Genomic DNA, 12,872 nt, shown 5'->3' on the forward strand with positions numbered 1-12,872 from the left:
GATCAGCGCCAGGACGGGAGCCATAGCTCGGCCTGCCACTGGCTCTGCGTGATCGCGACGCCGTCGAGGATCGGCCAGAGCCACGCGAAGTTGGCGACGATCAGCCCCACCCACAGTGCGACGACCAGCAGCCCGGTCTGCCGTCGTTCCCGCTGTGCCCGCGCCCGGCCGAGGACCTCGCCCATGACCAGCACCGTCCCCAGTACGAGGAACGGCACCACCGGCGCCATGTAGAAGAAGTACATCTGCCGGTTGAGGTTGAGGAACCACGGCAGGAAGCCCGCGCCGTAGCCGACGAGGACGGCGACGTAGCGCCAGTCGAACCGGGTGACCGCCCGCCACAGCGCCCACGCCCCGATCACGGGGGCCGGCCACCACAGGGCGGGGGTGCCGATCAGCATCACCGCGGACACGCACTCGCTCTCGCCGCAGCCGGTGACGTCGGACCCGCCCGCGTAGTAGTAGAGCATCGGGCGCAGGCCCATCGGCCACGTCCACGGCTTGGACTCCCACGGGTGCGGGTTGCCCGGCGGGGTGTCGAGGCTCTCGTGGAAGGCGAGCACCTTGCCGCTGTAGTACCAGAGCGAGCGCAGCGCGTCGGGCACGAAGGAGAACGGGCCACCGGTGCCGACGTCGATGCCGACGGCGTGCCGGTCGATCGCGGTCTCGCTGCCGAACCACGCCCACCAGCACGCGAGGTAGGTCAGGAACGGGACGAGCGCGAGCGCCCAGATCGCGGGCAGCAGGTCGCGACGCACCGTGCCCACCCAGGGCCGCTGCACCCCGGCGGCACGTCGCGCCGTGACGTCCCAGAGCACGGTCAGCACCGCGAACCCGACGACCCAGTAGATGCCCGACCACTTGACCGCACAGCCCATCCCGAGCAGCACCCCGGTGCCGAAGCGCCACCAGCGGAAGCCCAGTCGCGGGCCGTACACCGTGTCGTCGACGCGGCCCTCGGCCATCACGACGGCCGTCCGGGCCCGGACGTCGTCGCGGTCGCGCAGCATCGTGGTGAAGGCGGCGAGGACGAACAGCGCGGAGAAGACGTCGAGCATCCCGATGCGCGACTGCACGTGGCTGAGCCCGTCGCAGATCAGCAGCAGGCCGGCGACCCCGCCGAGCAGCGTCGACCGCGTCAACCTGCGGCCCGCGCGGATGATCAGGACGATGCACAGGGTGCCCGCCGCCGCGGCCGCCACGCGCCAGCCGAGGCTGTCGTAGCCGAAGATCCACTCACCGATCGCGATGAGCTGTTTGGCCAGCGGGGGGTGAACCGTGAGCTCGTAGCCGGGGTTGTCCTCGACGCCGCCGTTCTGCAGCATCTGCCACGCCTGCGGGACGTAGTGCTTCTCGTCGAAGACGGGCGTGCCCTGGTCGGTGGGGTAGCGCAGGCCGGCGAAGCGGAGCACGCCGCCCAGCACGCCGAGCACGATCGTGACGACCCAGCCGCGCAGCCTGTCGTCGAGACCGTCGACGCCGAGCCGGCGCCGGGGATCGGGCGAGGGCGGGGTACGCAACGGCGGCGGTGTCCCGACGACCTCCGGACTCGCCGTCAGGACGGCTCCTTCCCCGCGACCCCCCACGCGGGCCGATCGTAGGCTCTCGGCATGAGCGCCGATTCCCCGGCGGGCCGTCTGGTCCTCGCCGCGACCCCGCTGGGCGACGCCCGGGACGCCTCGGTGCGCCTGCGCGACGCGCTCGCCGACGCCGACGTGATCGCCGCCGAGGACACCCGCCGGCTGCGCGCGCTGGCGGCCGCGCTCGACGTCACGGTGTCGGGAAAGGTCGTCAGCCACTACGACGCCGTGGAGGCCGCCCGGCTGCCGCGGCTGCTCGACGACGTGCGCGCGGGCCGCACCGTCCTCGTCGTCACCGACGCGGGCATGCCCGCCGTCTCCGATCCGGGCTACCGCCTCGTCGCCGCCGCGGCCGCCGAGGACCTGCCGGTCACCTGCCTGCCCGGGCCGTCGGCGGTGACCACCGCGCTCGTGCTGTCGGGGCTGCCCTGCGAGCGGTTCTGCTTCGACGGCTTCGCCCCGCGCCGCTCCGGTGAGCGCCGTCGCTGGCTGGCGACGCTCGCGGCCGAGCGCCGGGCCGTTGTCTTCTTCGACTCACCGAACCGGCTCGCCGACACCCTGCGCGAGGCCGTCGACGTCCTCGGCCCGGACCGGGCCGCCGCGGTGTGCCGGGAGCTGACGAAGCGCTACGAGGAGGTCGTCCGGGGCTCGTTGGCCGAGCTCGCGGAGTGGGCGGCGGGCGAGGTGCGCGGGGAGATCACCGTCGTGCTCGCGGGGGCCGACGCCGCCGAGGCGCCGTCGGTCGAGTCGCTCGTGCCCGAGGTACAGGCACGGGTGGACGACGGGGAGCGTCTGAAGGACGCCGTCGCCGCCGTCGCGGCGGCGACGAACACGTCCAAACGCGACCTCTACAACGCGGCACTCGCCGCCCGCACGTAGCCGCGGGCCGGCGTCGGGTCACGAGCGCTCCCCCGCCGAGCTCGGCGGCGGAGCAGTCGGTTCCGCGGCGGCGTCCGGCGCGGGAGCGGTGGCGTCCGGTGGCGGTACGGCCGCTTCCGCGGCGCCCGGCGGCGGCACGGTCGTGTCCACGCCGCGGCTCCCGCCGATGCGGGTGAGCCTGCGGGCCACGGGCTCCACGTAGCGCGTCACGATCGGGCCCATCACGGCCATGATCAGGACGTAGCTCGTGGTGAGCGCGGCCAGGTCGGCGGGTACCGCGGCGTACCCCACGGCGAGCCCGGCGATGACGATCGAGAACTCCCCGCGCGCGACGAGCGCGGCACCGGCACGCGCCCGGCCCAGCTTCCCGATCCCCTGCCGCTGCGCGGCCCACCATCCGGTACCGATCTTCGTCAACGTCGTCACGACGGCGAGCGCCACCGCGAACCCGAGCACCGGCGGGATGGACCTGGGATCGGTGTTGAGCCCGAAGACGACGAAGAACACCGCCGCGAACAGGTCGCGCAGCGGTTCGAGGAGCTTCGTGGCGTTCTCGGCGGTCGATCCGGAGATCGCGATGCCGAGCAGGAACGCCCCGACCGCCGCGGAGACCTGCATCGCCGACGCGAACCCGGCGACCAGCAGGGCCGCCCCGAGCACCTTGAGCAGGAAGACCTCGCGGTCGGGACTGTCGACGATCGCCGAGACGAACCGTCCGTAGCGCAGTGCGACGACCAGCACGACGGTGATCACCAGCAGCGAGATGCCGACGGCCGTGAGCCCGCCGAGGAAGCTGACCCCGGCGAGGATCGCGGTGAGGATCGGCAGGTAGAGGGCCATGACGAGGTCCTCGAACACCAGGATCGACAGCACGACCGGCGTCTCGCGGTTACCGATGCGGCCGAGCTCGGCCAGGACCTTGGCGACGATGCCCGACGAGCTGATGTAGGTGACGCCACCCATGACGATCGCGCCGACGGGGCCCCAGCCGAGCAGCAGCGCGACGGCCACGCCGGGTGCGGCGTTGAGCACGATGTCGAGCACGCCCGCGGTCCAGGACCGGCGCATCCCGGTGATCAGCTCCGACGCCGAGTACTCCAGGCCGAGCAGCAGGAGCAGCAGGACGACGCCGACCTCACCGGCCAGCGAGGTGAACTCGCCGATGTCGCCCAGCGGGACGAGCCCCCCCTGGCCGAACGCGAGACCGCCGAGCAGGTAGAGCGGGATCGGGGAGAGGCCGATGCGGTGGGCGAGCCGGCCGAGCAGGCCGAGCCCGAAGAAGATCGCACCGAGTTCGAGGAGTTCGAGCGCGGTGTGGTTCATCAGCCCCGCTTGAGGATCTTGACGGCGTTGTCCAGCCCCTCGGCCGTCCCGACCGTGACGAGCAGGTCTCCCGCGGTCAGCGTGAAGTCCGGGGTGGGCGAGGCGTGCACCTGCCCGGCCCGCATCACCGCGACGACGGAGACGCCGGTCCGGGTGCGCAACGCGGTGTCGCCGAGGGTCCGGCCGTCGAACGGGCAGCCGGCACCGATCGGGAGCTGGCGGGTGTGGATGCCGGGGAGGTCGCGGTGCTCCTCGGTGAGCTGCGCGACGAGCTGCGGCGCGCCGAGGAGGTTGGCCAGTGCGCTGGCCTCCTCCATCGTCAGCGGGAGGGAGGCGAGGGCGGCATCGGGATCGTCGGACTTGGAGACGATGAGCTCGATCTTGCCGTCCCGGTGGGTGACGACGCCGATGCGCCGGCCGGCGCGGATGGCGAAGTCCTTCCGGACACCTATTCCGGGCAAAGGGGTCACCTCGACGTTCACGCGAACACCGTATGTCGGGTCCGCGTGCCGGCGACAGGCACCCGCCCCGGGTCAGGTGCAGAGGGAGCGGACGGCGCGGGCCAGAGCGGCGCGGTGCAGCTCGTCGAACCCGGCCCGGACGGCGGCGTGCCGGGCGGCGTCCTGCACGGTCCGGCCGCACGCGGCGCCGTCGCGACGGTCGGCGGTCGCGGCGAGCTGGTCGAGCAGCCCGGTGGTGATCCGGTCGAGGACGAGCCGGACGGTCGCGAGGTCGGTGCCGGGGGCGGGGGCGGCCGCCGGCTCGGCGGTCCAGTCCGAGAACAGCCCGTACTGCACGACCTTGCTGGCGGCGATCTGGTCCGCGAACACGGCGGCGACGACGTCGGGGTCGAGACCGCGCCCGGTGGCACCGGCCCGGGCGGCGTCGAGGACGACCTGTTCCCGCGCGGGGTCCTCGACCGGACCGCGGGACGCCCACTTGGCGCGGGCGACGACGTCCCCGGTCTCGATGCGCGTCACGATCAGGTCCAGGAGCGGGTCGACACCGCTGTCGGCCGTGGAGTCGCCGACCGTCCGGACGGCCGGGCCGGCGGTCGGCGCGAGCGCGGCCAGCACGGCGAGCGCGCACACCAGGAGCGGCCCGGCGAGCAGGCGTCGACGGGGAGCGTGGGCGGGCATGGCGGAGCCTCCTCAGCAGGACTGCAGGACCAGGACGTGGCGGCTGGACGACGTCGGCAGCGCCGCGCACACCCGCAGGCCGGCGGTCGCGGCGAGCGCGGTGAACTCGGCGTGGGTGCGCTCGTGGCCGCCGAACAGCACGAGCATCCGCAGGTCCTGGTGGGTGACCTCGCGACGGTGTCCGGGTGGGCCGTCGAGCAGCCGTTCGACGACGAGCACCCTCGCACCCGGCGCGGTGGCCGCGTCGGCGGCGCGCCGCAGAACGGTGGCGGCCGTGTCGTCGTCCCAGTCGTGCAGCACGTGGGCCAGCACGTACCGGTCGCCGCCGGGCGGGAGCGCCTCGCGGAAGTCACCGACGACGACGTCGACCCGGCGGGCGAGCTCCGGCCCGAGGGTGTCGGCCGCGGCCGCGGCGGGCCTCGGCCGTTCGACGAGGACGCCGCGCAGGTCCGGCCATCGCGTGAGCAGGGCCGCGAGGAGGTGGCCGCGGCCCCCGCCGACGTCGACGACGCGGCGCGCGCCCGCCCACACGTCGAGGCCGGCGACGGCGGGCACCCACTCGGCCGCGCGCGTGGTCATGAGCAGGTCGAACGACGTCGCCAGCGCGGGGTCGGCGGCGATCTCGGCCCACGGGTCACCGGGACGGCGTCCGGTGCGCAGCACGGCGAGCATGCCGTCGGCGAACCGGCGGTCGAGGTACCCGCCTGCCCCGGTCCAGTCGAGCCTGGTGGACCAGTCCGAGCCGGCTGCGGCCAGCGGCGCCCCGATCGCCGTGAGCCGCACCGTGCCCGCCGGGTCCACGGCCACCACCCCCCGTGCGGCCAGGAACCCGACGAGCCGGCGCAGTGCCGGCGGATCGACCGCCAGCTCGTCCGCGAGCGCCCCCAGGGCGACCGACCGGCTGCCGATCGCCGCGGGCAGCCCGAGCGTCACCGCCGCCCGCAACGCCAGCGGCGTGACGAGGTCGGCGAGTCCGGCCAGTTCGGTCGTCGCCTCGTGCACGGCTCCGACGCTGCGGGATGCCGGGCGGGCCGCGCGACCCCGCGGCGAGTACTCGCCACGGACGGCGGGCGACCGTTCGGGTGCTTACCATCCCGCTACGGCGGGAGGGGGCCTGGACCGTGGACGATGCCGGAATCCGCGATCGGGTGCGAGCGGCGCTGGACGAGTCCGCGTTCCGGGCACGTGCGGGCACCGTGCCGCCGACGCGGATGGTGACGGGCGCACGGACCCGGACGTGGTCGGTGCTGCGGTCGCTGCGCGCGAACGCCGCGCGGGAGATCCTGAGCTGCGACGACACGACGAACCTCATCCGGGCCGACGTGCCCGACCGGATCCGTGAGCTGGGTCCCCAGACCCTGACCGCCGCGGCCGAACGCGGGGTGGCGATCCGTCAGGTGACCACGCGGGCCGGGCTGGCCGCCGATCGGGACCTCGGCGCGATCGTGCACCGCGCGGGCGGGCAGGCGCGGGTCGTCGAGACGATCCCGTTCAAGATCTCGATCATCGACCGGCAGGTGGCGTGCCTGGCCACCGACCATTCCGTGCTCGCCGACGGGTTCCACCTGGTCCGTGACCCGGTGTTGGTGGCCGCGCTGGTCGCGGTGCACCGCCAGCTGTGGGGGACCGGCGAGGAGGCCGACCCCGGACCCGAGCTGCCTGGGCGGCTGGCGACGCTGGTACCGGCCCTGGCCTCGGGGGAACCCGACGACGTCGCCTGCCGCCGGATCGGGCTCTCGCCGCGGACCTACAGCCGCCGCGTCGCCGAGCTGCTCGCGGTGCTGGGTGTGCAGACCCGGTTCCAGGCCGGGATCGAGGCCACCCGCCGGGGCTGGATCTGACCGGGCCGACCCCGCCCGCCGACGGTCCCGGCGCGGGTCGCCGCTTACCCGACGGCGGCGCGAGCGCCGTCGGGACGGGGAATACGCTGGCCACATGAGCTCCCGCGTGCTGACCGCCGTTGCGTGGCCCTATGCCAACGGCCCGCGGCACATCGGCCACGTCTCCGGTTTCGGTGTGCCCTCCGACGTCTTCTCCCGCTACCGGCGGATGGTCGGCGACCAGGTGCTCATGGTCTCCGGAACCGACGAGCACGGCACCCCGATCCAGGTGCAGGCCGACGCCGAGGGGCTCACCCCGCGCCAGCTCGCCGACAAGTACAACGAGGTCATCACCCGCGACCTGCAGGGGCTCGGGCTGTCCTACGACCTCTTCACCCGGACGACGACGTCGAACCACTACGAGGTCGTGCAGAACCTCTTCCTGGCACTGCACAAGAACGGCTACGTCGTCTCGAAGACGGCGATGGGCGCGATCAGCCCGTCGACGGGCCGGACGCTGCCCGACCGCTACGTCGAGGGCACCTGCCCGATCTGCGGCTACGACGGCGCCCGTGGCGACCAGTGCGACAACTGCGGCAACCAGCTCGACCCGGCCGACCTGATCAACCCGCGGTCGAAGATCAACGGCGAGGTCCCGCAGTTCGTCGAGACCGAGCACTTCTTCCTCGATCTGCCGGCGTTCGCCGAGTCGCTCGGCCAGTGGCTGTCGACGCGGACCGACTGGCGCCCCAACGTCCTCAAGTTCTCGGCGAACCTCGTCGAGGACCTCAAGCCGCGCGCCATCACGCGCGACCTCGACTGGGGCGTGCCCATTCCGCTCGACGGCTGGCGCGACCAGCCGATGAAGCGGCTCTACGTGTGGTTCGACGCCGTCATCGGCTACCTGTCGGCGTCGGTGGAGTGGGCCCGGCGCAGCCCCGACCCCGACGCCTGGAAGCAGTGGTGGACCGACCCCTCGGCCGAGGGCTACTACTTCATGGGCAAGGACAACATCGTCTTCCACTCCGTCATCTGGCCGGCGCTGCTGCTGGGCCAGAACGGTGCGGGCGACCGCGGCGGCGAGCCCGGCGTGTTCGGGACGCTGAACCTGCCCAGCGAGATCGTGTCGTCGGAGTACCTGACGATGAGCGGCTCGAAGTTCTCGACGAGCCGCGGCCGCGTCATCTACGTCGGCGACTTCCTGCGCGAGTTCGGCCCCGACGCGCTGCGCTATTTCATCGCCGTCGCCGGCCCGGAGAACCAGGACACCGACTTCACCTGGGACGAGTTCGTCCGGCGCACCAACTTCGAGCTGGCCAACGAGTGGGGCAACCTCGTCAACCGGTCGATCTCGATGGCGCACAAGAACGTCGGCGCGATCCCGAAGCCGCTGGCGCCCGAGGCGGCCGACGCCGAGCTGCTCGCCGTCTCCAGGGCCGGGTTCGACACCGTCGGCGGACTGCTGGCGCGCAACCGGTTCAAGCAGGCCGCGGGCGAGGCGATGCGCGTCGTCACCGCGGCGAACCGGTACCTGTCCGACCAGGAGCCGTGGAAGCGCAAGGACGACCCCGAGCGCCGGGACACGATCCTGCACACCGCGCTGCAGGTCGTGCAGGACGCCAACACGCTGCTGACGCCGTTCCTGCCGCACGCCGCGCAGCAGGTCCACGAGGCGCTCGGCGGCACCGGCGTCTGGGCGGCGCAGCCCGAGATCCGCGACGTCGACGACCTCGGCGACGGCCCGGGCTACAAGGTCCTCACCGGCGACTACGCGACGGAGTCGGCACGCTGGGAGTCCACGCCGATCGAGACCGGCCGCCCGCTGGCCAAGCCGACGCCGATCTTCGCCAAGCTCGACCCCGAGCTGGGCGAGACCGGGCCGTCGTGGGCCCCGATCGAGCGCCCGTGAGCGGCACTGGTCGCCATGGCGACCAGTGCCACTCACGAGCCGCGTGAGCGGCCCGTACGGGCGCAGGCCCCGGCCCGAGCCGCCGGAGCCGTTGCCGGCGCCGACGGTCGACGCCCACACCCATCTCGACGCGTGCGGCTGCGTCACGACCGACGACGTCGCCGCGGCGCTGGACCGGGCCGAGGCGGTGGGGGTCACGCGCGTCGTGACGATCGCAGACGACCTCGACGCCGCGCGGTGGGCCGTGGCCGCGGCGAACTCGGACTCCCGGGTCGCGGCGGCGGTCGCGCTGCACCCCACCCGCACGGCCGCCGTCTCCGAGGCCGACTTCGCCGAGATCGAGCGGCTGGCCGCCGATCCGCGGGTCGTCGCGGTGGGGGAGACCGGGCTCGACTTCTACTGGGACCACTCGCCGCCCGCGGCGCAGGAGACCTGGTTCCGGCGGCACGTCGACCTGGCCAAACGCCTCGGCAAGCCGCTGATGATCCACGACCGCGACGCGCACGCCGACGTGCTGCGCGTGCTGCGGGAGGAGGGCGCCCCGGAGACGGTGGTCTTCCACTGCTTCTCCGGCGACGCCGCGATGGCGCGCGAATGCGTCGACGCGGGGTACGTGCTCTCGTTCGCCGGGCCGGTGACGTTCAAGAACTCCCACGACCTGCGCGCGGCCGCGGCGCTGGTGCCCGAGGACCGGTTGCTGGTCGAGACCGACGCGCCGTTCCTCACGCCGCACCCGCACCGCGGCAGGTCCAACGAGCCCTACTGCCTGCCCTGGACCGTCCGTGGCCTCGCGGCGGTGCGCGGGGTCTCCGACGAGCGACTCGCGGACACCGCCGGGCGCAACGCCGAACGGGTCTTCCGACTCGGTGAACTGCCGCCCGTCGTGCCCGACCTCGCTCTGGGCGCGGACGGCCGTCGCTCGCCGTAGCCAGAAGGCCGTTCGGCGCTCACAGCGTGTCGCGATGCCGAGTCGATCACCCGTGCCCGTTACGGTTCCGTGATCGCCGGGATGGGGTGACGCTCCCCAGCACAAGCGGCAACGGTGGCTCGGGGCGCTCCCCTGACCGACTCGCCCTCGGGCCACCGTGACCGCAGCAGCCCCTGCCCGGTCCGTCGAGGTCTGGATGGCAGTGGTCGACGTCTCCTCTCGCCTGCCGCGGCGCCCCCACCTGGGGTACGCGCCCGAGGACGGTGCCGCAGGCTTCTTCCCCGGTCCGGATGGCCCTCGCGACGAGGACTTCGATCCGCGCGCCCGCGCCGACGCGCTGCTCGCGCGGCTCGGCGCCACCGGGGCCCCTGCGACCGGTGGCTGGTTCGCCGAGCCCCGGCGCGCGGCCCCGCACCTGGGCTACCTCGACGACGAGGTCGACGACCTCGGCGCCTGGGACGAGGACCACTCGTGGGACGACGACCCTCGCGGCGCGGCGGACCCCCTCGACCCTCCGCTCCCCGGCGGTGCGTACCGGCAGCAGCCGTACCTGGCCGTCGACCCCCGGGACGAGCCGGACGGCCCCGTCGGCGGGTACGACCCGGACGAACCCGTGACCGGCTGGTTCCCGGTCGCGCGGCTCGACGAGGCGCCGCCCGTCGAGCGCCGGGTGCACCTCGACCCGCCGACGCACGAGGCGATCGACCCGTCGGCGCACCCCGCGTACGCGACCGACTGGTTCGCGGTCCCCGCGCCCTCGCGCCCCGTCGACGACCACCCCAGCACCGACCACCCCAGCACCGACCACCCCAGCACGGACCGCTTCCGCCGGGTCGACGCGCGCTCCGGCCCGTCGTCGTGGGCGGAGCCCGGCACGGTCACCCTCGACCCGTTCGCCGGGGCGCCACGGACGCGTCCCGTCGACCCGTCGACCGTCGAGGGTCTCGCCGGGCATCCTGCCGAGCTGGACGAGGAGCAGGACACCGCCGTCGGTGTCGATCCTCTCGGTGTCGATCCTCTCGGTGTCGATCCTCTCGGGGCCGCTCCCGCCGACGTCGGTGCGGCGGACACGGCGGTCGACGTCCCGGCCCGGACGCGTCGCGACCTCCCCGCCGGCCTCACCGACCCGGCCGACGTCGAGCGCCTCACCCGGCCCGCCCGCCCGCGCACCGCAGGGCGTCCGGCGCCCCCCACCCGCACCGAGGCGGCTCCCGCCGAGACCGCCGAGGACACCGGCGGCCGCTCGCGCACCGTCGTCCGGGCCACGGCACTGGCCGCGCTCGTCACGCTCACCGCCGGCAGCGGCACCGCCCTCGCGATGGACAAGACCGTCACGGTGACCGTCGACGGCAAGGAACGCGTCGTCCACACGTTCGCGGGCGACGTCGAGGGCGCGCTGGCCGCGGCGGGCGTGCAGACCGGCCCGCAGGACAAGGTCTCCGCCGCCCCGGACGCACCGATCGCGAGCGGCGACACGATCACCGTCGACCGCGGCCGCCCGTTGACCCTCATCGAGGGCGGCCAGCGTCGCGAGGTGTGGACGACCTCGGACATGGTCTCCGAGGCGCTCGCGGGCCTGGGCCTGGATGCGAAGCCGATCCAGATGTCCGTCGCCCCGGGCACGGAGATCCCGCTGAGCGGCATGCAGCTGGTGCTCAACGTCGAGCGGACCGTGACGATCACCGACGGCTCCGGCGCCCCCGTCCAGGTCACGACGATGGCCGGCACCGTCGGGGGGCTGCTCGCCGAGCGCGGCATCACCCTCGGCGCCGACGACGCCGCCACCCCCGGCATCGATGCCCCGCTGACCGACGGCATGACCATCGGCGTCGTGCGCAACACCGTGGGCGACATCGTCGTCACGCGGTCGATCCCGCCGCCCGTGCAGACGATCGAGGACCCGTCGATGCCGCGCGGCACGCAGCAGGTCGTCGACCCCGGCAAGGCCGGCGAGCAGTCGTCGGTCGTGCGGGTGTACAGCCAGAACGGCAAGGAGATCCGTCGCGAGCAGGTCAGCGCCGGCTCGACCGTGCCGCCCAAGCCGAAGATCGTCAAGGTCGGCACCGGCAACACTGCTCCGGCCGCCCCCGCCGTCTCCGGCGGCGGGGCGTGGGACGCGCTGGCCAAGTGCGAGGCCGGCGGCAACTGGGCCATCAACACCGGCAACGGCTACTACGGCGGCCTGCAGTTCGACGCCCAGACCTGGCGCGCCTACGGCGGGACGCAGTACGCGCCGCTGCCCCACCAGGCCACCCGCGAGCAGCAGATCGCCGTCGCGACCAAGGTCCGCGACGCCCGCGGCGGGTACAGCGCCTGGCCCGCCTGCTCGCGCAAGCTGGGACTGCGGTGACGGCCCGGCCGATGCGGCCGGGCATGATCCGAGGGTGAACGACGCACGGCTGCTCGGTCCTGCCGAGGTCCGCGGCCTTGCCGAGCGCCTCGGCATCCGCCCGACGAAGAAGCTCGGGCAGAACTTCGTGCACGACCCGAACACGGTGCGCCGCATCGTGAAGGCCGCCGAGCTCGGCTCCGACGACGTCGTCGTCGAGGTGGGGCCCGGCCTCGGGTCGTTGACGCTGGCGCTGCTGCCGGCGGTCGCGGCCGTGCACGCCGTCGAGATCGACCCCGTGCTCGCGGCGCAGCTGCCCGCCACCGTCGCGGAGTTCGCGCCCGGCCTCGCCGACCGGTTGACGGTCACGACCGCCGACGCCGTGCGCGTGCGCGCAGCCGAGCTCGCCGGCCCTGTCCCGACCGCGATCGTCGCCAACCTGCCCTACAACGTCGGCGTCCCGGTCCTGCTGCACCTGCTGGCCGAGCTGCCGGGTATCCGGCGCGGGCTGGTGATGGTGCAGGCCGAGGTGGCCGACCGGCTCGCCGCGCCCCCGGGCTCGAAGACCTACGGGGTGCCCAGCGCCAAGCTGGCGTGGTTCGCCGACGCCCGCCGCGCGGGCCCGGTGCCGCGGGCGGTGTTCTGGCCGGTGCCCAACGTCGACTCCGGCCTGCTCGCGTTCACCTGCCGTCCCGCACCGTCCGACGTCCCGCGGGCCGACGTCTTCGCCGTCGTCGACGCCGCGTTCGCCCAGCGTCGCAAGGCCCTGCGCTCCGCGCTGGCCGAGTGGGCGGGTTCGCCGCCCGCTGCGGAACAGGCGCTCACCACGGCGGGGATCGACCCCCTGACCCGGGCCGAACGCCTCGGCATCACCGACTTCGCCCGCATCGCCGCCGCCCGCCCCGCCTGAGCCGCCCGGGCGGTCGGTCGTCTCGCGCCGGCCGGACTGCCTGCGCGTCCCGGGC

The 12,872-nt window shown here is 74.2% G+C and carries 11 protein-coding genes; 6 read left to right on the forward strand and 5 right to left on the reverse strand.

All coding sequences use genetic code 11. The features are described from left to right. Positions 1–2: 2 nt before the first annotated feature. Entirely contained in the window at positions 3–1,586 is a 1,584-nt protein-coding gene (locus tag PSD17_RS17580) for a dolichyl-phosphate-mannose--protein mannosyltransferase (RefSeq protein ID WP_445261018.1), read from the reverse strand. Between the two features lie 24 nt (positions 1,587–1,610). Between PSD17_RS17580 and rsmI the strand changes: the two genes are divergently transcribed. Further along, positions 1,611–2,459 (forward strand): 16S rRNA (cytidine(1402)-2'-O)-methyltransferase, encoded by an 849-nt coding sequence (gene rsmI, locus PSD17_RS17585; protein ID WP_103383331.1) that lies wholly within the window; start codon positions 1,611–1,613, stop codon positions 2,457–2,459. A gap of 18 nt (positions 2,460–2,477) precedes the next feature. Here rsmI and PSD17_RS17590 read toward each other — a convergent pair whose 3' ends face one another. Genes PSD17_RS17590 through PSD17_RS17605 form a run of 4 tightly spaced genes read right to left on the reverse strand, consistent with a single transcriptional unit; the run spans position 2,478 to position 5,923 of the window. After that, on the reverse strand, positions 2,478–3,782 hold the full coding sequence (locus PSD17_RS17590; protein ID WP_339123577.1) for a cation:proton antiporter: 1,305 nt from the start codon (positions 3,780–3,782) through the stop codon (positions 2,478–2,480). Continuing rightward, positions 3,782–4,264: a cation:proton antiporter regulatory subunit gene (locus PSD17_RS17595; protein ID WP_013673025.1), complete on the reverse strand. Its 483-nt coding sequence runs from the start codon at positions 4,262–4,264 to the stop codon at positions 3,782–3,784. The genes PSD17_RS17590 and PSD17_RS17595 overlap by 1 nt, the downstream gene beginning before the upstream one ends. Positions 4,265–4,315: 51 nt before the next feature. After that, positions 4,316–4,921 carry a chorismate mutase gene (locus tag PSD17_RS17600; protein WP_339123580.1) on the reverse strand — a complete coding sequence of 202 codons (606 nt, stop codon included), beginning with the start codon at positions 4,919–4,921 and terminating at the stop codon, positions 4,316–4,318. Between the two features lie 12 nt (positions 4,922–4,933). Next, a complete protein-coding gene (locus tag PSD17_RS17605; protein ID WP_339123582.1) occupies positions 4,934–5,923 on the reverse strand; it encodes a methyltransferase in 990 nt (329 codons plus the stop codon). A gap of 119 nt (positions 5,924–6,042) precedes the next feature. On the opposite strand from PSD17_RS17605, the gene PSD17_RS17610 reads away from it, so the two are divergent. From PSD17_RS17610 to rsmA, 5 genes are all read left to right on the forward strand, one after another. Beyond that, positions 6,043–6,762 (forward strand): response regulator transcription factor, encoded by a 720-nt coding sequence (locus tag PSD17_RS17610; protein WP_013673028.1) that lies wholly within the window; start codon positions 6,043–6,045, stop codon positions 6,760–6,762. Between the two features lie 94 nt (positions 6,763–6,856). Further along, a complete protein-coding gene (metG, locus tag PSD17_RS17615; RefSeq protein WP_013673029.1) occupies positions 6,857–8,650 on the forward strand; it encodes a methionine--tRNA ligase in 1,794 nt (597 codons plus the stop codon). A gap of 43 nt (positions 8,651–8,693) precedes the next feature. Then, entirely contained in the window at positions 8,694–9,578 is an 885-nt protein-coding gene (locus tag PSD17_RS17620; RefSeq protein WP_165965673.1) for a TatD family hydrolase, read from the forward strand. A 196-nt stretch (positions 9,579–9,774) separates the two neighbouring features. Continuing rightward, entirely contained in the window at positions 9,775–11,928 is a 2,154-nt protein-coding gene (locus tag PSD17_RS17625; protein WP_339123586.1) for a ubiquitin-like domain-containing protein, read from the forward strand. A gap of 34 nt (positions 11,929–11,962) precedes the next feature. Beyond that, on the forward strand, positions 11,963–12,817 hold the full coding sequence (gene rsmA, locus PSD17_RS17630) for a 16S rRNA (adenine(1518)-N(6)/adenine(1519)-N(6))-dimethyltransferase RsmA (RefSeq protein ID WP_339123588.1): 855 nt from the start codon (positions 11,963–11,965) through the stop codon (positions 12,815–12,817). Positions 12,818–12,872: the final 55 nt, after the last annotated feature.

It is taken from the genome of Pseudonocardia sp. D17 (assembly GCF_036984265.1).
Classification (GTDB): domain Bacteria; phylum Actinomycetota; class Actinomycetes; order Mycobacteriales; family Pseudonocardiaceae; genus Pseudonocardia; species Pseudonocardia benzenivorans.

Coding starts and splice junctions, on each gene's coding strand:
- rsmI (WP_103383331.1), top strand. CDS start 1,611: ATGAGCGCCGATTCCCCGGCGGGCCGTCTGGTCCTCGCCGCGACCCCG.
- PSD17_RS17590 (WP_339123577.1), bottom strand. CDS start 3,782: ATGAACCACACCGCGCTCGAACTCCTCGAACTCGGTGCGATCTTCTTC.
- PSD17_RS17600 (WP_339123580.1), bottom strand. CDS start 4,921: ATGCCCGCCCACGCTCCCCGTCGACGCCTGCTCGCCGGGCCGCTCCTG.
- metG (WP_013673029.1), top strand. CDS start 6,857: ATGAGCTCCCGCGTGCTGACCGCCGTTGCGTGGCCCTATGCCAACGGC.
- PSD17_RS17625 (WP_339123586.1), top strand. CDS start 9,775: ATGGCAGTGGTCGACGTCTCCTCTCGCCTGCCGCGGCGCCCCCACCTG.